This is a genomic window from Arthrobacter tumbae (genome assembly GCF_016907495.1).
GTDB classification, from domain to species: Bacteria; Actinomycetota; Actinomycetes; order Actinomycetales; family Micrococcaceae; genus Arthrobacter_D; species Arthrobacter_D tumbae.
The window spans coordinates 2,578,182-2,597,251 of the sequence record NZ_JAFBCC010000001.1; the positions used below are offsets into that span (position 1 = coordinate 2,578,182).

The window sequence follows — 19,070 nt, forward strand, 5'->3', positions numbered from 1 at the left end:
CACCATGACTGCAGAAGTTGAACACAGGCCTCGTATCGCTCTGACTCTGGGCGATCCTGCCGGCGTCGGTCCCGAACTGGCCGTCAAGCTGCTCGCCAAGCCGGAGACCACGCAGGTTGCCGAGGTTTACGTGCTCGCAGACCGTGCGGAGGTTGAGGCGGCAGCCGCAGCGGCCGGCGTCACGGTTCCCCTTGCCGATGAGCCAGTTCCCGGGTTCGCTGTACTGCTCGACGACAACTCCGCACCTTCCGAGCCCATCGTCGTCCGCGAGGTATCGAAGGCGGCAGGGGAGCGCACCATGCACCAGCTGCGCCGCGCCGTCGCACTGGCGAATGAGGGCAAGGTGGAGGCCATCCTCTTCACCCCGCTAAACAAGACCAGCCTGAAGCTGGGCGGAATGAACGAGGAAGACGAGCTGCGCTGGTTCGCCAAGGAGCTCAACTACACGGGCACCACCAGCGAGCTCAACGTACTTCCTGGACTGTGGACCGCCCGCGTCACCTCGCACATCCCGATCAGCGAGGTAGCCGAGCGCATCAGGCCGGAGAACGTCACCGCCGCCATCCGCCTGCTGCACGGCGTGTTGTCCGATTCCGGGTTGGAGTCACCGCGCGTTGCCGTCTGTGCGCTGAATCCGCACGCCGGGGAGAACGGTAACTTCGGGCGTGAGGAGATCGACCAGATCGCTCCCGGAATCGCCGACGCCGTAGCCGACGGCATCAATGCGCAAGGCCCCTTCCCCTCCGACACCGTATTCCTGGCCGCCAAACGAGGCGACTTCGACGGCGTCGTCACGATGTACCACGACCAGGGCCAGATCGCGATGAAGCTCATCGGTTTCGACCGCGGTGTCACTATCCAGGGCGGCTTGCCCATTGTGATCGCGACGCCGGCGCACGGCACCGCTTTCGACATCGTGGGCCAGAACATCGCAAACCTCGGTGCCACCGAGCACGCGTTTGAGCTCGCTGCAGCGATCGGTGCGCGTCTCCGGGCGTCGAAGACCCTTGTCTGAGCAGTCCCACGGGCCGGTCACGATCGGCATCAGCACCAAGATGTATCTGGGCTACGCGGCCTCCTGCAGCTGGCTCGAAGAGGTGGTGCGCATAGCGCAGGCGAGCCCGGCGGTACAGGACGGACACGTCGAACTGTTCGTGGCGCCGTCGTTCCCGGTACTTGAGACAGCGCTCCGGCTGACACGGGGCACTCCCGTGAAAGTCGGAGCGCAGAACGCCAGCGACCGGGACGCCGGCGCTCTGACCGGTGAGGTCAGTCCGGCCTTCCTCGCAGAGATGGGCGTGGAGCTCGTTGAGCTAGGACATGCAGAAAGACGGCGGCACTTCGGCGAGGACGACGGCGTGACCGCCGCGAAGGTGGCGGCTGCGCAACGGAACGGGCTCACACCCCTGCTGTGCGTCGGGGAGATCGAGCGAACGTCAGTGGAGGACGCTGCACAGTTCTGCCTCGAACAGGTGGCGACCGCCGGCGTCCGCGCAACCGGCCCGGCGCCGATCCTCGCATACGAGCCGGTATGGGCCATTGGTGCTGCTGAACCGGCCGGTGCCCAGCATGTTCGGGGCGTGGTGGCACGAATGAAGGCTGAGCTGCCCGAAGGCGTCACCGTCATTTACGGCGGAAGCGCCGGTCCCGGGCTGTTGCCGACGCTGCAGCCTGACGTGGACGGGCTCTTCCTTGGTCGGTTCGCGCACGACCCGCGGAACATCGAGCTCATCCTTGCCGAGGCGGCCCGCTAAGGGTCGTTCAGCAGTCGGCCATGGATTGCGTTAGCCATTGCATGTCAGTATCCAAGCGCTTAGCCGTGGATCGGGTCGTGGGGAATTTGATGAAAGTGCGCACAGGCCTCCAAGGCGTCTACTTGGCAGACCCCGTCGTCGAGCTTTCGGGTTCGTCGACGGTGTTACCGTCGGCCGTGAGCACGGGCTGCCCTTCGACCTGGGAGCGATCCTTTTTATCGTCGTTGCTGCGGGTCTTGAGCAGACTCGCGATGGTCGCTACGACGATGGTGGCGGCGATGAAGAGCAATGAGAGCCAGATGGGGATCTCGGGCACCCAAAGGAGTGGTTCCCCACCGTTGATGAAGGGAAGCTCGTTGACATGTAGGGCGTGGAACACGAGCTTCACGCCTATGAACCCGAGGATGACAGCCAGTCCCTGGGCGAGGTAAACCAGACGCTCGAGCAGTCCTCCGATGAGGAAGAACAACTGGCGCAATCCCATCAGCGCGAACGCGTTGGCGGTGAAGACTATGTAGGCCTCGTTGGTCAGTCCGTAAATCGCCGGGATTGAATCGACGGCGAAGATGAGGTCCACAAAGCCGATTGCGACGATGGTGAGCAGCATCGGGGTCACGAAGCGCTTCCCGCCGCGCTTCACCGTTAGCTTGTCCCGGTGATACTCATCGGTGACCGGAAGGATTCGGCGCACAAGTGTCATGAACTTACCGTCAGCCGGATTGGACTCGTGGCTGGTGAACGCTTGCTTGTAGGCGAGGACGAGCAACAGGGCACCGAAGATGTAGAAGACCCAGGAAAAGTTCTCGATCAGCGCCGCTCCGATGGCGATGAAACCACCACGCAGGATGAGGGCGATAATGATCCCGATCATCAGCACCTTCTGCTGGTACTTTTTCGGTACCGCGAAGCCGGCCATCACAATGAGGAAGACGAACAGGTTATCGATCGAGAGCGCCTTCTCGGTGAGGTAACCGGCAAAGTACTCTCCGCCGAACGACCAGCCGGAAGTGACACCAATACCGACACCGAACAGCAGCGCGAGACCGATGTAGAACGCCGACCATCGCGCCGATTCTGCGATGGACGGTTCATGGGGCTTACGCACGTGGGCGAAGAACTCGTAGACGAAGAAGATGATTGTCACGGCGATGGTGATCAACCAGATCAGGGGTGTGACCTGCATGAGGGTTGCTCCAAGGGGTAGGCGTCGGATGTAGGCGCCAAGGTCTCCTCCGCCCGGTAACAACCGGAACCGACTGGCCCGAAATGCTTCAATGCATTCGTATTGACGGGCCGATCACAGACGGGAGTACTCCCCTTGATCTATAAAGCCTAACGTATGCGCGACTGTCCTTTTTCTCGTGGTGCATCTCTCGCAGCAAACCTGCCGGGATGGCGGAAGATCAGTGACCGGGCAAGTCGTACTGGGCTAGATACCTTCAACCTCGTACCGTCGAGCGATATCCGCGGTTGCCCTGCCCCATGCGCTCCCGCTGACTCTCTGCTGGTGCAGGCGAAATGAGGCGGCGTCTTGAAACTGTTCGTCAACCTGCCACACCAGCGGGTTCTCAGTGACCTTCACCTCGAAGGATAGGCAGCCTTGCTCAGCGCGCGTTAGCTCGACGTGCAAAGGAAGAAACCGAGCAACAATCGCCGCCTGGTTTTGGTCGCTGCAGACGAGTTGGCCGCTCAGGAAGATGTTGCTCACAAAGCCATCATTGCACCGCTCAAGTTGAGGCGGGCACTACCCGCCGGTTTGCGCCTCATCAGTCCCACCGGACACCCGACCGCTGGACTTCTGCAGCCGGTCGATGTGCTCGGAGGCCTCCGCCTTGGTTATGTCGGCGGGAATCTCCTCGCCGGCTTCCCGGGCGAGCGTATCCAGGTAGCTGCGCTGGGCATCGGTCATCGGTTCATCTCCGGTGACCCACTCCTCAGGGTCACGGGCGAAACCGCCCTGCGGCTCCGGCGTCGGGCTTCCCAAAGTTTCATCAGACATAATTGCTCCTTCAGTGTTGGTTCTTCTGGCTGGCTTCCGGGGGCAGCGCCTCATGGTGAGAGCGGCCATGCGTCCGGCGGTCTTCCTTCATCTCCGCTTCGAACAGGTGCCGCTTCCCCTCCACAAGCTCATCGCGCGCACGCTTCTCGAGCGCCTTGAACTCTGCGTAGTAGTTGTCGTCATAGTCCTCGACGATCTGGAACGTCCACCGCCCCTCAATAACGTTTCGGCCCAGGACATCGCGGTTGACTTCCTCCGCGAGACTCTCATGTCCTGCCTCCCGCAGCAGGTCAACGGCCTCACCCAAAGCAAGGTCCGCCATCCCCGTCAACCGGTGGAAGCCATAAAGAAGCCCACGCGCATGTTCCACTACTTCAAGCGCTTCCGAGAGTTTCCCGAGCGCCTCCACCGTCTGATCCGTTGCCGATCCGGGCCGCTGGTGGTTGCTGTCCGGCCCGTCCGATCCTGAGATAGTCATACTGCTTACCATATACAGCAGTCGCCCCGATTGGGCGGATCCCGGCCCCGCACTATGCCGACGGCCGGCACCCGAATACCCTGATTCCATGCCCACCTCCAGCAGGACTCCCGCCGGAAACCGTACGACGACGGCGCCAGACCTCCCTGCCATCCAGCGCCACACTGTCCGGGTCCTCATTGCGGCGCAGATCCTCGGTGGAATCGGCATGGGATCGGTCCTCTCGATCGGTGCCGTCATGGCCGCCGAAATTTCCGGCTCCGAAGCGCTCTCGGGCACGGCTGCCACCCTCAGCACGCTCGGCGCAGCAGCCAGCGCCATCCCGCTGGCGCGCCTGGCCCAGCGGCTCGGCCGACGGGCAGCCCTGACCACCGGTGCGTTCATCGCTGCCTCCGGATCGCTCACCGTTATCGGCGCGGCCGCCCTCGGGTCGTTTCCGCTGCTGCTCCTCGCGTTCGCACTGCTCGGCGTCGGCACCGCCGTCAATCTGCAGTCCCGCTTCGCTGCCACCGACGTCGCCAGCCCTGAGCACCGCGGACGGGACCTGTCACTGGTCGTCTGGTTCACCACTGTCGGAGCAGTGCTCGGACCGAACCTGATCGGACCTGGTGAGGTGGTCGCTGAAACGCTCGGGATGCCGGACCTGACCGGACCATTCCTCATTGCCGTCGGCGCGCAGGTCGCAGCAGCGGCCGTCTATCTGATCGCCCTGCGGCCGGATCCTTACCTCATCAGCCGGGCATCGCCGTCGGACCCGAAAGACGACGCCCCGGGTATGGTCCGCGGCAGGGGAGCGCTGATCTTCGCCATCGGATCCATCGCGGCCAGCCACGCGGTCATGGTTTCAGTCATGTCCATGACCCCGGTCCACCTGGTCAACCACGGCGTGACGCTCACGATCGTCGGGCTCACCATCAGCCTCCACATTGCCGGTATGTACGCGTTGTCACCGGTGTTCGGCTGGCTGAGCGACCGGGTTGGGCGCGTGGGCACCATCCTGATGGGCCAGGCGCTGTTCGCGGTTGCGCTGATCACCGTGGCCTTCGGCGAAGATGACCCCGTGATGGTGACCATCGGCTTGATTGTCCTAGGCCTCGGCTGGAGTGCGTCCACGGTTTCCGGCTCAGCGCTGGTTGCAGACCTCGTCACCGGCGCGGCCCGCGCACGCATCCAGGGCCGCACTGATCTCTCCATGAACCTTGCCGGCGCATTCGGGGGAGCGGCGTCCGGACTTGTGCTGGCGATGGTGGGCTACTCCGGACTCGCTTGGTCAGCAGGCATCCTGGTGCTGCTCATCGTTGCCGGCGCGACGACGATGCGAACCGCCCGCCCGCTCTCCGCCTGAGCGCTCGCAACGAGTAGCTAGACGCGGACGTTATTGAGCACAGCCTCCGGGATTGCTGTGTCGCCCGAGTTGAGTTCGAGGATCTGGCGGCGGATGCGGGGCTCGTGAACGATCTCGTTCAACGTCGCGGCTACATCATCGCGGCTGATCTCATCGTGGAGTTCGGCTGGGCCCATGGACACACTTCCGAGGCCGGGCTCGTCGGTGAGGAGAGAGGGCCGGAGAATGACCCATTCCAGGCCCGAGCGCGTGAGCGATACCTCCGCGCGTTTCTTGACAGTAAAGTAGAACTCGACGTCGTCCTCGAGGTTGCGCTCACGCCACGACTCGGGAAGCACCGAAACGAGCACGAAACGCCGCACATTTGCCAGACGGGCAGCTTCCGCTGCCCGCTCCACTCCGTCACCATCGATAGCGGCGGTCACATCTCGGCTTCCTCCGTTAGAGCCTGCGCTATAAACGATGACATCGTGACCCGCGAACGCATCGGAAAGTTCGTCGACGGTCAGAGTCGAGAGGTCACCGATAACCGCTCGGATTCCTAGCTCCGACTCGGTCCAACGCTGCTGCTCAGGTTCGCGGACGAGGCCGGTTACCTCATCGCCATGAGCCGACAGCTTCGCAGCGAGCAGCTTCCCGATAGCCCCAGTCACGCCGATCACGAATACCCGCATCTGCATCACCTTCTTTGTAACCGGAATATTCCAAGCCCCTTGGCTACGCCATGTCTGCGTAGCGCTTCGCCTGGGGGAGCCCTTCGCGCACCTGATCGGCGTCGAATTCCGGCCCGTACACCGGCGTATCCCGCTGGAACCGCCAGCCCTCAGCGAGTGGACCGGCATCGACCACGTCGAACCCGAACTGGTCGATCAGCGACGCAACTGCCTGCTTGGCGCCGTCGTCGTCTCCAGCGATAGGCAGCGCCCGGCGGCCTGGCGTGCCGGGCTCGGTCGCTTTGCTGGTCAGGTGATCGGCATAGATATTGTTGAACGCCTTGACCACGTTTGCGGCCGGCAGCCGTTGTGCAAGGAGTTCGCTGGTGGTGGTCGATTCGTCGTCGAGCTCCGGAATGTTTCCGTCCCGCTCGGGGTAGTAGTTGTTGGTGTCGATTACCGTCTTGCCCTTGAGCGGGGCAGCCGGCACCGCATCAATCGCCTTGAGCGGAACGCTTACGACGACGACGTCCCCCGCTTCCGCTGCCTCTTCCGGCGTTGCCGCCCGGGCGCGGTCACCCAGTTCGTCGATGAGGTCGATCAGCGTTTCCGGCCCGCGCGAGTTGCTCATCACGACGCCGTATCCGTTCTGGATAGCTAGCCGTGCAAGCTGCGAACCGATGTTGCCACTGCCGATGAAGCCGATGGTTGTCAGGTTATTTTCCATGGCGAGTACAACCGATCTGTGAGGCGGGTATTCCCTTAGCGGTTCAAACCGTTAAATGTCTGGCTGATCCTGAGGTCGACACGGCTGGCCGGCCGGAGTCCTCCGCCACAGTGAGTATCTCCTCCATCTGCGACTGGCGTTGTTCGCTGCGTGAGTGGAGTCGCCAGTGCAGCGATACGCGGTCCCAGTCCCAGCTGCGACTCCGGCGCCCACAACTATTGCTTGGGTCATTCCGCGACCGTACTACGGGCGGCTACAGGGCGAGACTCACGGCACTGCCGAGGAGCTGCCCGTCAGACCTAGGGAACGAGTTTCGCGTACACGACGTAGTTGTCATTGAACGTGCCGGTAGCGGGATCGTAGCCGTCACACGTGATCAGGCGCAGCTCGGGACCTTCGGTGTTTCCGTAGACGGCCTGCGTTGGGAAAGCATCCTTTGAATACTGCTCACCGCGTTCGACGGCGAATGTCGCCACAGTGCCGTCCTCGCGTGAGATTTCAATGGTGTCGCCCGGATTCAGCTGCTTGATCCAGGCGAAGACGCCGGGCCCACCATCACTGGCGTTCACATGTCCGAGAAAGATTGAAGGTCCGGGTTCGCCCGGAGTGGGGGAATTCCGATACCACGATGCGGGCGCTCCGGGATGGCCCGGAGGTACCTCGAGAGACCCGTTCGGTTGGAGCCCCAGGTACAGCAGTCCTGACTTGACGCCGTGGGACGGCATTGACAGAGACACCGGCAACGAACGGCCGAATACCTGTGGAGTGGCCTCGACGGGCGCGGGTGCGGCGGGTGATGCTTCTTCTGCGGCCGCACCCGATCCATCGGGATGTGCCGGCGCCGGTTCTGCGGGCGGCTTCGAGTTTGTTGGGGAAGGCGCGGGTGGGGTCGTCGGGCCTTCCGCCGGAAGTGAAGACGGTGCCGCAACCGTGAAAGTGGGCTGGGTGCCGGCGGCGTCGGACTGGCTCGGTGCAGCACAGCCGGTGAGGAGCAGCAGTGGGACCGTTGCAGCAGCCAGAAGGCTCCCGCAACGGTCCCGGAAACGGCTAGTCATGTATATGAAAGTATCCGATCACTCGACGCTTTCGATGACTCGCCTCGCTCTATGCCGCGCGACGACGGACGACGTACGTTCCGCCCGCAGCCAGAGCCAGGACAAGCCCGCCCCCGAGTGCGAGTGCTGCGGTGTTGTCGGTCTGCGTCACCTCGACACCGGTGGCGGCGCCGCCTGTGGGCATTTGTGTGACCTGATCTCCCATCGGAGGTGCGGGGACCGGTGTGGGCTGCGCGGTGCCCATCAACCCGACAACGATGCTGGCGTCGTAGGCTGGCGTACCCGCTGCGTCACAACCGAATCCGTCGCTGTCAGCGTCCAACCGCGGAGCGTAGCCGGGAGTGCCGATCGGAATGTTGTAGACGCCGACCGAAGCAGCTTCCGTGCAATTCTGGAACGGCAGAGATACCGCCGACGCCGGCGTCGCCGACAGGGCAACGAACCCGGCGGCCGCTGCTACTGCGAGTCCTGCTCTTGATTTCTTCATGATTTCCCCTCATGTTGATGCCGCGAGTGATGAGACGCGGATCACACGACACTAGACAGCCAGTTTATGAACCGTCAAGGTTATCCACATTTTTATCCAAGGACTGCACTAATTTGCTCGGCTGTGCTATTCGACGCCCGATACGATAAGTGAACCGTCACTCATGGTTTCAACCTTCACTCGTACTTTTGGGGCACTCTTGAATCTTCCGTCGCTACCTCCCGCCCAAAATCCTGACCGGATGCAGACACAGACTCGGACCAGGAGCAAAGCAAGGGCATCGACGCTCATCGTTGCGGGGTTTGGTCTGTTCCTTCTGGCTATCGGTCTGATCTCGGGCGGAATTGGGGGAGCTCTTGTCATGGCGGGTCTCCTCGCGCTCCTCACCGGGCTCTACACGGTGCTCACGGGGCGCGGCTCCTGGGCACGGCTCGCTGGTCGCAAGGCAGGATCCATCGTCGCTGCGGCAAGCGTGGTTGCACTCTTGGTCGGCGGTTCCATCACGCCCTCGGTGGAGGAAACCGTCCCCGCGGCCACGGCCGAGCAAACCGAGACCGCCACTGTTGCCCCGTCACAGAGCCCGACGCCGGAGCCAACCAAACCTCCCACCCCGGAGCCATCACCCACCCCGAGTCCCGATGTTGCGCCGATAGACGGGGATACTGTCGCCGTTGCTGAAGGCGACCCGAACGCCCCGAGCGATCAGCCCGAATATGGCATCAGGGCACTCGCGCTGCTTGAGACGCTGCCGATCAAGGGGCGCGCACCGAAGACGGGTTATGACCGGGATGAGTTCGGTCAGGCCTGGCTCGACGTCGACCGCAACGGCTGCGACACCCGCAATGACATGCTGAACCGCGACCTTCGCGACATCGTGCACGCGAACTCCGTTCCGTGCAAGGTGCAGTCCGGCACCCTCGACGACCCCTACACGGGCACCACAATCCCCTTCCTCCGCGGGCAGGAGACCAGCATTGAGGTGCAGATCGATCACATGGTTGCGCTCGCTGACGCCTGGCAGAAGGGTGCCCAGCAACTTACCTACGAACAGCGGGTTGCCTTCGCGAATGACCCGCTGAACCTGCAGTCCACTGACGGTCCGACCAACGCCCAGAAGGGCGCGGGCGACGCTGCAACCTGGCTTCCGCCGAACCGCGGATACCGCTGCGAATACGTTGCTCGTCAGATCTCCGTGAAGGCAACCTACAACCTGTGGGTGACGCAGGCCGAGCATGACGCAATGGCGCGGGTTCTGTCGGATTGTGCAGACACGATGGCGCCCACCAACGAGCCTTCGCCCACACCTACCCCTGAGCCGGAACCGGCTGTCGAGCAGACCACACCCGCACCCGCACCCGCACCTGCCCCGGCTCCCGCACCAGCACCGGCACCCGCACCGGCGCCCGCACCGGCTCCTGCCCCTGTGTACTATGCCAACTGCACAGCTGCCCGAACGGCCGGCGCGGCTCCGGTTTTTGTTGGGCAGCCCGGTTATGGAGGGCACCTGGACCGCGATGGCGACGGCGTCGGCTGCGAATAAGCGGCGCAAGACCGTTTCGCTCGTACCAACTGTCGGAGAGGTGGGTGTCTCCGAAAACGTGCATGCATCGCATGCAAAAGATGCAACGCATGCACGTTTTTGGAAGCACCCCGCCGCCGCTCAGTGCGGAACGCCGGGGTGATTGCCGCCGTCGTCGTTTGTGAGGAATGAGGCCGCGCGTCGCCCAAAGCAGGAATACGCCCGGCGAGGATGAGATGATCATGGCCATGACCGATCGTGTGCCCGGCCTGCAACTGCACGTTGTGATTGATGGATCGTCGCCGCCGATCGAACGAACCCTGTCCGTCCCCGCCAGCATCCTCCTGAGCGACCTGCACCAAGTCATTCAGGCAGCTTTCGGCTGGCAGGATCGTCACCTCTACCAGTTCTCTGTGAGTGACACCTTTCGGGGCCAACGACACTTCACTCCGCCGGAATCAGCTGCTGAGCTCGACACAGAAGACGCATCCCGTACAGAGCTCGCTGCCGTTGCAGGCTGGACGGGCGCAAAGCTGGGATACGAGTACGACTTCGGTGATTCGTGGGACCATCTCATCACCATAGTCGGCGACGATCCGGTGCCACCTGCCCGCCTTGAGTGCACGGCAGGGCGCAGGAGAGGCCCGGTGGAGGATTGCGGCGGCATCCACGGCTACTACAACCTGATCGAGGCGCTGAAGGGTCAACGGCAGGACTCCGCCGAGGCCGTCGAATGGTTCGAGTCAGTGTCGGGGGAGTCCGCAGCCGCGTTTGACCCGGCACACGCCGACCTGAAGGCGATCAGTGAGCGGCTTACGGAGCTTTCGCGGTTCTTCTGGCGCCCGGCGTTGCCCCCGGAAGTGATCGCCGACGTCGTCCGTCCGGTGCAGTGGCTGTTGCAGCGGGTCGGTGCTGATGGCCTTGAGCTCACCAAGGACGGGTACCTGAAGCCGACCGTGGTGCAGGAAGCCATGCAGGAACTGGGATGGACTGACCGCTGGTACGGCAAGTTCAACCGCGAGGCGCAGACGCTCCCCATCCTGGATCTCCGCCACCAGGCGCAGGAGTGGAAGCTGCTGCGCAAGTACAAGGGAAAACTCGTGCTCACCCCGGGCGGCAGGCGGCTCGTGAACAACGATGCCGCGCTGTGGGGTTATCTCGCCGACCGACTTGCGCACCCGCCCGCCGCCGCGATCGAGCTGGTGCACGCCGTCGTCGTCGGATGGTTGGTCAAGGATGTCCTACCGTCCTACGACCTGCGCGCCAGGACAATCGCCGAAATTCTGACAGTCAACGGCTTCGCGTACGACGACGGTCCCGTCACAGAGAGGGAAGGGCGGACTCTTGTGCGCGACGTCTTTCGGATGCTGGAGTGCCTGAACGTTCTGGTCAAGATCGACCTCATGTCAGGAGCGAGGAAAGCGACCGACGCCGGCCGGGAGTTCCTGATCGAGATCCAGCGAAAGCAGCATGGACGTCTCGACTGATCTGATGGTGAGCAGGCAAAGGGAGTAGCTTGGGTTCACCCGGCGCAGCAGAGGGAGCGTATGGATTCGGATCTCATCCATGATCGGCTCATCGATCAGTGGCTCGCGGAATACGCTGCATTCCAGCATGAGAAGCGCGCAGCCGCGAACGCGATTCAGGACGCGATCGCCGCGCGTCTCGACGACGACGGGCTCAACTATCACGCGATCGAATACCGGGTGAAAGACCACCAGTCGCTGGAGCAGAAACTTCGGCGCTGCAATCCGGACGGATCCCTCAAATACGCGGACGGGTTGTGCGGCATCGATGACATCATCGGCGTCCGGGTTATCACCTTTCTTCAGCTCGACGTGGAGCGGGCAATGACTGCGCTTCGCAACTCCTTCGACGTTCTGGCCCATGTGGACAAGACCGCCGAACAGCGGGAAAAGGGGGAGTTCGGCTACTCAGGCCAGCACCTTGTCCTGAGAATCAGTGAGGAGACCGCACCGAACGGCTGCCGCAACCACATCGGCGAGCGCTTCGAGGTGCAGTTCCGAACCATCCTGCAGCACGCCTGGGCCGAGTTCGAGCACGACATCCGCTACAAGAGCGCTGGCCCGGTGCCGCCCGAGGTCAACCGCGCGTTCACCCTGGCGTCGGGTCTGATCGAGCTGGCCGACAACCAGTTCAGCACCATCAGCAGCGTGGTCGCCGCCGAGAAAGCCAATCCCGGCGAATCGGTCAGGCTTCTTCCGGTTGCACTCACGGGCGAGGCCCTCGAAAGCATCCTCGAACAGGCTCTACCGAACAACCCGCGCAGCCGCGTCGAACAGTACGAGTGGCTGCGCGAACTGCTCGACATCCATGGAATCACCACGGTCGCGCAGGCCGCCGAACTGGCTGCATCCGCCGATTGGGACGCAATATCCCGCAAGGTCCAGTACAAGTTCGCCCCCGGTCATGTCCGCGCCGCCGATGATCTGCTGCTTGTCCGCTATGGACAGGAGCACATCGACAAGACCCAGGCATTGGGCCACGACCGCAACAGACGCGCCAAGCTGACCTACCGCCTGCGGAGACTACGGGACTGAGCGGCGGGCACCTGATCTCCGTCGGCCCCGGTCGCTTGCCCTGCGCTTCGCACGTTCGGAATACTTGAGAGTGAAGCAGCGGAAGTGGGTACCGGTGAACGACAAAAGCGAACGCGCCAGACGAATGCAGCGCGTCTCGGAGTACCGCTCCGCGCGCCGTTCGGGAAGCAGCGGCGCAGAGGCCATCGAGCAGGTCGACGACGACGAACAAGAGCAAGCGCAGATCACAGACTTCGCTGCCAAGGCAGACTTCGAGATCCGCCAGGCGACCGCCCGCGGTGATTTCGACAACCTGAAGTACGCAGGCAAGCCCATCCCGGGTCTCGGCACAACCCTTGATCCGGACTGGTGGGTCAAAGGCCTGATCGAACGGGAGCAGCTGTCCGGTCTTGCGCCCGCGCCATTTCGCCTCCGCACCGAAGACGCTGAACTCGACGGCAAGCTGGATCAGCAGTACATGGAGAGCAGGGTCCGGGAACTGCTCGAGGATTTCAACCGGCAGGTCGTCGATGCCCGCAGGCAACTCCTGGGCGGACCGCCCGTCGTGACAAAGACGCGGGACGTGGAGCAGGAAATCGAGCGCTGGCGTGAACGCCGGGCGGCACGCCGCTCCCAGGTTGAGCAGGACGAGGCGGCTGAGCGGGAAGCAGCCCAGCAGGGGGAAGTGAAGCGCTCACCGTGGTGGCGCCGTCGTCGTTAGCTTTTCAGCCGGCTACCATATCCTGGTACTCGGGATGCTGCTCAATGTAGGCGGCGATGAACGGGCACAGAGGTACTGCCTGCAAGCCGCGTTCGCGGACATCGTCCAGGGCGTAACGCGCCAGCGTGCTGCCCACGCCGTGGCCCTCGAACGCGGAATCCACCTCGGTGTGGGTGAAGATCACGCGGCGGTCCTTGAGCCGATATTGCGCAAATCCGGCCGGCTTCCCATCGAGGGTGACCTCGTACCGACCGGCGTCGGCGTTGTTGACCACCTGCGCCTCCACTGCCACGGGCTACTCCCCGGAGAATTCGCCGTTGGCAACCGCGTCCGCGTACTCGCTCAGATCAGGCCCCGGCTCGAAATCCACGAACTGCGGCTGCAGCTTCTCGAACAGGAACTTGTACACCTGGTCCCGGTCACCGCCGGAATGCGAAGCCGCAGCTTCCTTCACCGCTTCCTGCAGCGCCTTGTCAGCATCGACAAGAATCTTCTCCCGGGCCTGTTCATTCCATGTGACGTCGCTGATCTTCACAACCGGCCTCCAATAGTAAGTAGACTGTCTATTGGCATCAAGGCTACGGGTGTCGGCTCAGCCCCACAACCCCCGAGTAGGACTGCTAATGTGCAGGAGCATCGCGACCGACTAGAGGCAGGTCTGAACGTGACGGATGAAGTTGAGGAAAACTCGATACGCAGCGAGCTACAGGACCTGGTGCTGGAGAGCGCTCAGATCGAGGAGTTCCTCGATGGGATGGTGAAGATCGCAGCCCGGGAACTCGGTGAGATTTCCGGCAGAACGATGTATGCCGCTGTGACCCTTCTACGCCCGAAGCGTGCGGCAACGGTTGCCAGCAGCAGCCCGGAAGCCCGGAACATGGACGAAGTACAGTTTGCGTTCGATGACGGCCCCTGCCTGCGCGCGGCGCGTGAGCACTACACGGTTGTGGTGCAGGATTTCCATGCAGAACAGCGGTTCGGTGAATACACTGCGGCGGTGGCGGGGCATGGCCTCCGTTCGGCGCTCGGTGTGCCGATACTGCTGGAGGGAGAAGCCAACGCGGGTCTCGATCTCTACTGTCTCGAACCGGATGCGTTCAGTGCTGAGAGCATCGACGCCGCCGAGCAGTTCGCGCGCAGGGCCTCTCACTCGCTGCAGATTGCCGTACGCGTGGCGACGCTGATGGAGAACAGCCAGCACATGAGTGCCGCGATGGAAAACCGCACCACCATAGACCTTGCGGTGGGAATCATCATGGGCCAGAACCGCTGCAGCCAGGATGAAGCGGTCAACATCCTCAAGGCTGCCTCCAGTGCACGGAACGTGAAGCTTCAGGCTGTGGCGGCGGCAGTGGTGGAATCGGTGAACAACGCGAGCGCAGCCACCCACTTCGACGCCTAGGCGGAAACCTCAGCCAGTTCCCCGTCATGGGACGCCGCCCGGTCACGCCGGTACCGCACGTGTCCGGTGACTGCCACCGCGGCTGACAGCACGGCGGATATCGCTACGCCCACCCACAGGTCGATCAGCAGCGCGAATCCACCGGCGACCGCACCGAGGCCGATCAGCAGGATCGCCAGCGCCCTGCGGCCCCAAAACTTTCCCTTGCCTCCAGCAAGCCGTGAATCGGAGGCAAGCCCGGTGATAGTGGAGGTGACGACGACGGTGGTCACCTCGGCGACCTTCAGTCGCTTGGCCGTGGCCGCCTGAATACCCATCACCGTTGCAAGGCCTGAAGTCACGACGCTGCCCAGGATCTCGTCCGCAGCTACATCCACCAAGCCGACGACGACGGCGATCGCCGTAGCGCCCAATGCCACTGCGCCGAAGGCAATCGACGTCCGTCCGGACCACCCCTCGGGTGCCTTCCGCAGCAGTCGCCCGGCGAGAAGCGCACCCACCATGAAGAACACCAGCGCGAGCGCCGGACGCAGGACCGGAAGATCATTCCCGCCAGCAACCGCCATGCCGAGCAGCACAACGTTTCCGGTCATGTTGCCGGTGAACACCCGATCAAGGCCCAGGTAGCCGACGGCATCAATCACTCCGGTAGAAAACGTGAGGATCAGCATCAGCGTCAGATGCAGGCGGTCTGTCGAAAGCCGGGCGGCGGTCATGCGGGTTCCCCTTCAGATGAGAAAGTTCGGAAACAATCTTGTAATGAATGTATACGAAGCTTAGGCTCGTTGAGGAAATTGTATTCAATCATCACTCAAGATGATCGATCGAAGACAGTTCACCGACGCACAGAGACGTGACTCGACCAGAGGATTCGCATGAGAACCAGCAGCCAATTGGGCATCAGGTTGCTCCACACAGCAGCGGCCGGCGCCGTCGTCGTGCTTGCTGCCACCGCCTGCCAACCTATCCAGGCGCTCGAACCGGCACCGGAGCGGGAAGAGGTCACCTCGATCCCGATCGGTGACCGTGAGGTGCGCGAGGGCGGTGATCTGGTGATGGCACTCTCGGCGGAACCTGACCGGCTGGATCCCACCACCTCATCCTCGCTCTACACGCGCTACGTGATGCAGACGATGTGCCAGAAGCTTTATGACATCGATGCCGAAGGCGAACTTGTCCCGCAGCTGGCCACGGAACTGCCCGAGGTTTCCGACGACGGCCTGACCGTCACCATCCCGCTCCGAGATGACGCTGTCTTCGCTGACGGCGCGGAGTTCAACGCCGAAGCAGTGCGGACAACGCTCGAACGCCACCTCACACACGAGGAGTCGTCGCGGAAGAGTGAGCTCGGCCCCATCAGCAGCATCGAGGCGGTCGATGAAACCCACGTCCGCATCACGTACGAAACACCGTTCGCGCCGCTAGCCGCAGCACTCGCTGACCGTGCAGGAATGATGCTCTCACCCAAGGCGCTCGAGGAAACCGGTGACAACTTCGGCGACAACCCCGTGTGCGTGGGACCGTTCAAGTTCGTCGAGCGGGTGCCGCAGACGTCGATCAAGGTCGAGCGCGATCCGCTGTACTACGACGCCGCGAACGTGCACCTCGACACCATCACCTACCGCATCATCACCGATGCGAACATCCGGGCGGCCAACCTGCGCTCCGGTGACGTTCAGGTAGCCGACACCATCTCGCCGCAGGACGTCGACGCCCTCATGCAGGAAGACGGCGTGGGTGTGCTGCAGGTCGGGTCGCTCGGCTACCAGGGCCTGACAATCAACGTCGGGAACACTGAAGGAGTGGGCGAGCCGGTCGGGGACATCGATACACCGCTGGCCCAGGAGGCGGCGGTACGGCTGGCGCTGTCCATGTCGATCGACCGTGAGGCGCTGGTGAACACCGTCTTCAACAGCTGGTTCCAGCCCGCGTGCTCGCCCATCTCACCGACCAGCCCGTTCAGTTCCGAGCTCAGCAAGGACTGCCCGCCCTTCGATCCCGAAGGCGCCAAGGCACTCCTCGAGGAAGCCGGCATCGAGACGCCGTACGCGATCGAGATGCAGGTCAGCAACACGCCGGACACGCTGAGGTTTGCGCAGGCCCTGCAGGCGGCCGTGGCCGACGGCGGATTCAAGCTCACCATCCTCCCCGTTGAATACTCAACGCTCCTCGACGTGCAGTCCCGCGGCGACTTCGAGATGCTGCAGCTCGGCTGGTCCGGCCGCGTGGACCCGCACGGCAACATGTTCAACTTCCTTGCCACCGGAGGCGGCAACAACTACTCCGGTTACAACAACCCGGAGGTGGACCAGCTTCTGAAGAGCGCAGCCCAGGTCAACGACGACGGTGAGCGCGCCGAACTCTACGGCCAGGTAGTCGAACAGCTGCAGGAAGACAACCCGCTGATCTACCTGTACCGGCAGCGCAGCCTGACCGCGTACAGCACCGACGTTGCCGGCATCGAGACCTTCGCCGACGGCGTGGTTCACCTGAGCAATGCGGCGTTCCTTGCGAACCCGGAAGAAGAGGACTGATTCATGGCCCGTTACCTGCTCACCCGGCTGTGGCAATCCGCGCTCACCCTGGTGCTCGCATCGATTGTCGTGTTCATCGGCGTCCGGCAGCTTCCCGGTGACCCTGCGCTCGCAATGGCGGGTGAGGAAGCGACACCGGAGCAGCTCGCCGCCATCCGCGCCGATCTGGGGCTGGACCAGCCGCTGGTGGTCCAGTACTTCACCTTCCTCAGCAACCTCTTCCGGGGTGACCTGGGCGAATCCACCCGCACCGGCACGCCGGTCACCGAATTGATTGCGACGACGCTGCCCGTCACCCTCTGGCTGTCGGCCTACGCGATCGTGGTGGCCGTCGTCGTCGGCATCCTCTTCGGGGTGATCGCAGAACGCTACCGCGGCCGCTGGCCGGAGTGGATGGCGAACGGCTTCGCGCTGATCGGACTCTCGGTGCCGAACTTCTGGCTCGGCATCCTCGCAATCCTGTACCTCGCAGTGTTCCTCGGCTGGTTTCCCGCCTCCGGATACGTCAACGTCATCGCGGAACCGCTGCGGGGCCTGTATTACCTGACCCTCCCGGCGATCATCCTCGGCACGGGACTGGCCGCGGTGATCATGAGACAAACGCGGGCGTCGATGATCGAAACCATGAGCACCGACTACGTCCGAACAGCCCGCGCCAAGGGTCTGGGCCGCGGCCGTGTACTCGTCCGGTACGGGCTGCGAAACTCCCTGATAGTGGTGGTGACGATCGTGGGCCTCCAACTCGGCGGACTGATCTCCGGCGCAGTGGTCACCGAGCGGATCTTCGCGCTCCCCGGCTTCGGCAAGCTCACCCTCGACGCCGTCTTCACCCGCGACTACCCCGTCATCCAGGCGGTGGTCCTCATCATCACCCTGAGCTACATCGTCATCAACCTGGCCGTGGACATCCTCTACTCCGCGGTCAACCCGAAAATCCGAGTCGGAGGAAGTAACTGATGGCCATGACCGAAACCGTCACGACGACGGCACAACCCTCAGAGCCCACGCTTGGCACCGGCCGGGGCCGGCTCTGGCGGAGGATGCGCACCAATCCGCTCGGCATGACGGGTGCGGTGCTGCTCGCCGTCGTCGTTCTCGCCGCGATCCTGGCGCCGGTGATCGCACCGTACGACCCGGCGGAAGTGCACTTCGACACCCCGTTCCAGCAGCCATTCACCGTCGGCTACCTCCTGGGCACCGACGATCTTGGCCGCGACATCTTCTCCCGCATGCTGTTCGGCATCCAGGCCTCGCTTCAGGTGGGCGTGCTGTCGGTCCTCCTCGCGGTGCTGATCGGCACTCCGCTCGGTCTTCTGGCCGGGTATTGGAAAGGTTTCGACGCCGTCATCTCCCGCCTCACGGACGTCACCCTGGCCTTCCCTTTCCTGATAATCGCCGTCGGGCTTGCCGCGATCAGCGGACCGAGCCTCGGGAACGCCGCAATCGCACTGGGTATCGCCCAGATTCCGACCATGATCCGGGTTGTCCGCGGTGAGACGCTCCGGATCAAGGAGAGCGACTTCGTGCTGGGCGCGAAGACGATGGATGCATCGGGCCTGCGGATCATGGCCCAGCACGTGCTGCCGAATGCGACCTCGGCCATCATCGTGCAGGCCACGGTCATCATGCCGGTTGCAGTGATCGGCGAAGCACTGCTGTCGTTCCTCGGCCTCGGCATTCAGCCGCCCACCCCGAGCCTGGGCATCATGCTCTCGGACGCGCAGCAGTACATCTTCCGCTCCCCGACAGCGGCCATCTTCCCCGGCGTCGGTATCGCGGTGATCTGCCTGGCCTTCAACCTCTTCGGGGACGCACTGCGTGATGCCCTTGACCCGACCAACACCCGTCGAAAGTAG

22 protein-coding genes are annotated in these 19,070 nt (G+C 63.4%); 11 read left to right on the plus strand and 11 right to left on the minus strand.

Features of this window, described 5'->3' with window-relative positions:
• Positions 1–4: 4 nt before the first annotated feature.
• Both JOD47_RS12365 and JOD47_RS12370 read left to right on the plus strand, forming a co-directional pair.
• Positions 5–1,015, plus strand: coding sequence for a 4-hydroxythreonine-4-phosphate dehydrogenase PdxA (locus JOD47_RS12365; protein WP_204534672.1), 1,011 nt, complete (start codon positions 5–7; stop codon positions 1,013–1,015).
• Positions 1,008–1,754, plus strand: coding sequence for a triose-phosphate isomerase family protein (locus JOD47_RS12370; RefSeq protein WP_239548093.1), 747 nt, complete (start codon positions 1,008–1,010; stop codon positions 1,752–1,754). The genes JOD47_RS12365 and JOD47_RS12370 overlap by 8 nt, the downstream gene beginning before the upstream one ends.
• A gap of 118 nt (positions 1,755–1,872) precedes the next feature.
• Here JOD47_RS12370 and JOD47_RS12375 read toward each other — a convergent pair whose 3' ends face one another.
• The 4 genes from JOD47_RS12375 to JOD47_RS12390 form a co-directional block, all read right to left on the minus strand.
• Entirely contained in the window at positions 1,873–2,937 is a 1,065-nt protein-coding gene (locus tag JOD47_RS12375) for a TerC family protein (RefSeq protein WP_204534674.1), read from the minus strand.
• Positions 2,938–3,183: 246 nt separating this feature from the next.
• The gene (locus JOD47_RS12380; protein ID WP_204534676.1) at positions 3,184–3,462 is read right to left on the minus strand and encodes a putative quinol monooxygenase; all 279 of its coding nucleotides are present in this window, start codon (positions 3,460–3,462) and stop codon (positions 3,184–3,186) included.
• 36 nt (positions 3,463–3,498) lie between these two features.
• Positions 3,499–3,753, minus strand: coding sequence for a DUF3072 domain-containing protein (locus JOD47_RS12385; protein ID WP_204534677.1), 255 nt, complete (start codon positions 3,751–3,753; stop codon positions 3,499–3,501).
• Between the two features lie 10 nt (positions 3,754–3,763).
• Entirely contained in the window at positions 3,764–4,231 is a 468-nt protein-coding gene (locus tag JOD47_RS12390; protein WP_204534678.1) for a hypothetical protein, read from the minus strand.
• Between the two features lie 88 nt (positions 4,232–4,319).
• On the opposite strand from JOD47_RS12390, the gene JOD47_RS12395 reads away from it, so the two are divergent.
• Positions 4,320–5,576, plus strand: a complete 1,257-nt coding sequence (locus JOD47_RS12395; RefSeq protein WP_204534679.1) for an MFS transporter — start codon at positions 4,320–4,322, stop codon at positions 5,574–5,576.
• Between the two features lie 17 nt (positions 5,577–5,593).
• Here JOD47_RS12395 and JOD47_RS12400 read toward each other — a convergent pair whose 3' ends face one another.
• The 4 genes from JOD47_RS12400 to JOD47_RS12415 form a co-directional block, all read right to left on the minus strand.
• Complete coding sequence (locus tag JOD47_RS12400) at positions 5,594–6,250, minus strand: NAD(P)H-binding protein (protein ID WP_204534680.1); 657 nt, start codon at positions 6,248–6,250, stop codon at positions 5,594–5,596.
• Between the two features lie 43 nt (positions 6,251–6,293).
• Positions 6,294–6,944 (minus strand): NADPH-dependent F420 reductase, encoded by a 651-nt coding sequence (locus JOD47_RS12405; RefSeq protein ID WP_204536666.1) that lies wholly within the window; start codon positions 6,942–6,944, stop codon positions 6,294–6,296.
• A gap of 311 nt (positions 6,945–7,255) precedes the next feature.
• Positions 7,256–8,011: a class F sortase gene (locus tag JOD47_RS12410; RefSeq protein ID WP_204534681.1), complete on the minus strand. Its 756-nt coding sequence runs from the start codon at positions 8,009–8,011 to the stop codon at positions 7,256–7,258.
• 49 nt (positions 8,012–8,060) lie between these two features.
• Positions 8,061–8,498: an excalibur calcium-binding domain-containing protein gene (locus tag JOD47_RS12415; RefSeq protein ID WP_204534682.1), complete on the minus strand. Its 438-nt coding sequence runs from the start codon at positions 8,496–8,498 to the stop codon at positions 8,061–8,063.
• A 241-nt stretch (positions 8,499–8,739) separates the two neighbouring features.
• On the opposite strand from JOD47_RS12415, the gene JOD47_RS12420 reads away from it, so the two are divergent.
• From JOD47_RS12420 to JOD47_RS12435, 4 genes are all read left to right on the plus strand, one after another.
• The gene (locus JOD47_RS12420) at positions 8,740–10,038 is read left to right on the plus strand and encodes a GmrSD restriction endonuclease domain-containing protein (protein ID WP_204534684.1); all 1,299 of its coding nucleotides are present in this window, start codon (positions 8,740–8,742) and stop codon (positions 10,036–10,038) included.
• Positions 10,039–10,259: 221 nt separating this feature from the next.
• The gene (locus tag JOD47_RS12425; protein ID WP_204534686.1) at positions 10,260–11,504 is read left to right on the plus strand and encodes a plasmid pRiA4b ORF-3 family protein; all 1,245 of its coding nucleotides are present in this window, start codon (positions 10,260–10,262) and stop codon (positions 11,502–11,504) included.
• 60 nt (positions 11,505–11,564) lie between these two features.
• Entirely contained in the window at positions 11,565–12,578 is a 1,014-nt protein-coding gene (locus JOD47_RS12430) for a GTP pyrophosphokinase (RefSeq protein WP_204534688.1), read from the plus strand.
• Between the two features lie 124 nt (positions 12,579–12,702).
• On the plus strand, positions 12,703–13,278 hold the full coding sequence (locus JOD47_RS12435; RefSeq protein WP_204536668.1) for a DnaJ family domain-containing protein: 576 nt from the start codon (positions 12,703–12,705) through the stop codon (positions 13,276–13,278).
• Positions 13,279–13,282: 4 nt separating this feature from the next.
• On the opposite strand, the gene JOD47_RS12440 is transcribed toward JOD47_RS12435, so the two are convergent.
• Together JOD47_RS12440 and JOD47_RS12445 are read right to left on the minus strand one after the other, a co-directional pair.
• Positions 13,283–13,570 carry a GNAT family N-acetyltransferase gene (locus tag JOD47_RS12440; protein WP_307836273.1) on the minus strand — a complete coding sequence of 96 codons (288 nt, stop codon included), beginning with the start codon at positions 13,568–13,570 and terminating at the stop codon, positions 13,283–13,285.
• Positions 13,571–13,573: 3 nt separating this feature from the next.
• Positions 13,574–13,813 (minus strand): hypothetical protein, encoded by a 240-nt coding sequence (locus JOD47_RS12445; RefSeq protein WP_204534690.1) that lies wholly within the window; start codon positions 13,811–13,813, stop codon positions 13,574–13,576.
• A 129-nt stretch (positions 13,814–13,942) separates the two neighbouring features.
• On the opposite strand from JOD47_RS12445, the gene JOD47_RS12450 reads away from it, so the two are divergent.
• The gene (locus tag JOD47_RS12450) at positions 13,943–14,680 is read left to right on the plus strand and encodes a GAF and ANTAR domain-containing protein (RefSeq protein WP_307836274.1); all 738 of its coding nucleotides are present in this window, start codon (positions 13,943–13,945) and stop codon (positions 14,678–14,680) included.
• Here JOD47_RS12450 and JOD47_RS12455 read toward each other — a convergent pair.
• Positions 14,677–15,396 carry a YoaK family protein gene (locus JOD47_RS12455; protein ID WP_204534695.1) on the minus strand — a complete coding sequence of 240 codons (720 nt, stop codon included), beginning with the start codon at positions 15,394–15,396 and terminating at the stop codon, positions 14,677–14,679. The genes JOD47_RS12450 and JOD47_RS12455 overlap by 4 nt on opposite strands.
• 159 nt (positions 15,397–15,555) lie before the next feature.
• On the opposite strand from JOD47_RS12455, the gene JOD47_RS12460 reads away from it, so the two are divergent.
• From JOD47_RS12460 to JOD47_RS12470, 3 genes are read left to right on the plus strand one after another with little or no spacing between them, the layout of a single operon-like run.
• A complete protein-coding gene (locus JOD47_RS12460; RefSeq protein WP_204534697.1) occupies positions 15,556–17,214 on the plus strand; it encodes an ABC transporter substrate-binding protein in 1,659 nt (552 codons plus the stop codon).
• A 3-nt stretch (positions 17,215–17,217) separates the two neighbouring features.
• The gene (locus JOD47_RS12465) at positions 17,218–18,171 is read left to right on the plus strand and encodes an ABC transporter permease (RefSeq protein WP_204534699.1); all 954 of its coding nucleotides are present in this window, start codon (positions 17,218–17,220) and stop codon (positions 18,169–18,171) included.
• The gene (locus JOD47_RS12470) at positions 18,171–19,070 is read left to right on the plus strand and encodes an ABC transporter permease (protein WP_239548094.1); all 900 of its coding nucleotides are present in this window, start codon (positions 18,171–18,173) and stop codon (positions 19,068–19,070) included. The genes JOD47_RS12465 and JOD47_RS12470 overlap by 1 nt, the downstream gene beginning before the upstream one ends.

Excerpts from the sequence above, each read along its gene's own strand:
- JOD47_RS12365 (WP_204534672.1), top strand. The coding sequence starts at position 5 with ATGACTGCAGAAGTTGAACACAGGCCTCGTATCGCTCTGACTCTGGGC.
- JOD47_RS12375 (WP_204534674.1), bottom strand. The coding sequence starts at position 2,937 with ATGCAGGTCACACCCCTGATCTGGTTGATCACCATCGCCGTGACAATC.
- JOD47_RS12385 (WP_204534677.1), bottom strand. The coding sequence starts at position 3,753 with ATGTCTGATGAAACTTTGGGAAGCCCGACGCCGGAGCCGCAGGGCGGT.
- JOD47_RS12390 (WP_204534678.1), bottom strand. The coding sequence starts at position 4,231 with ATGACTATCTCAGGATCGGACGGGCCGGACAGCAACCACCAGCGGCCC.
- JOD47_RS12395 (WP_204534679.1), top strand. The coding sequence starts at position 4,320 with ATGCCCACCTCCAGCAGGACTCCCGCCGGAAACCGTACGACGACGGCG.
- JOD47_RS12400 (WP_204534680.1), bottom strand. The coding sequence starts at position 6,250 with ATGCGGGTATTCGTGATCGGCGTGACTGGGGCTATCGGGAAGCTGCTC.
- JOD47_RS12410 (WP_204534681.1), bottom strand. The coding sequence starts at position 8,011 with ATGACTAGCCGTTTCCGGGACCGTTGCGGGAGCCTTCTGGCTGCTGCA.
- JOD47_RS12415 (WP_204534682.1), bottom strand. The coding sequence starts at position 8,498 with ATGAAGAAATCAAGAGCAGGACTCGCAGTAGCAGCGGCCGCCGGGTTC.
- JOD47_RS12420 (WP_204534684.1), top strand. The coding sequence starts at position 8,740 with ATGCAGACACAGACTCGGACCAGGAGCAAAGCAAGGGCATCGACGCTC.
- JOD47_RS12425 (WP_204534686.1), top strand. The coding sequence starts at position 10,260 with ATGGCCATGACCGATCGTGTGCCCGGCCTGCAACTGCACGTTGTGATT.
- JOD47_RS12430 (WP_204534688.1), top strand. The coding sequence starts at position 11,565 with ATGGATTCGGATCTCATCCATGATCGGCTCATCGATCAGTGGCTCGCG.
- JOD47_RS12435 (WP_204536668.1), top strand. The coding sequence starts at position 12,703 with ATGCAGCGCGTCTCGGAGTACCGCTCCGCGCGCCGTTCGGGAAGCAGC.
- JOD47_RS12455 (WP_204534695.1), bottom strand. The coding sequence starts at position 15,396 with ATGACCGCCGCCCGGCTTTCGACAGACCGCCTGCATCTGACGCTGATG.
- JOD47_RS12460 (WP_204534697.1), top strand. The coding sequence starts at position 15,556 with ATGAGAACCAGCAGCCAATTGGGCATCAGGTTGCTCCACACAGCAGCG.
- JOD47_RS12465 (WP_204534699.1), top strand. The coding sequence starts at position 17,218 with ATGGCCCGTTACCTGCTCACCCGGCTGTGGCAATCCGCGCTCACCCTG.
- JOD47_RS12470 (WP_239548094.1), top strand. The coding sequence starts at position 18,171 with ATGGCCATGACCGAAACCGTCACGACGACGGCACAACCCTCAGAGCCC.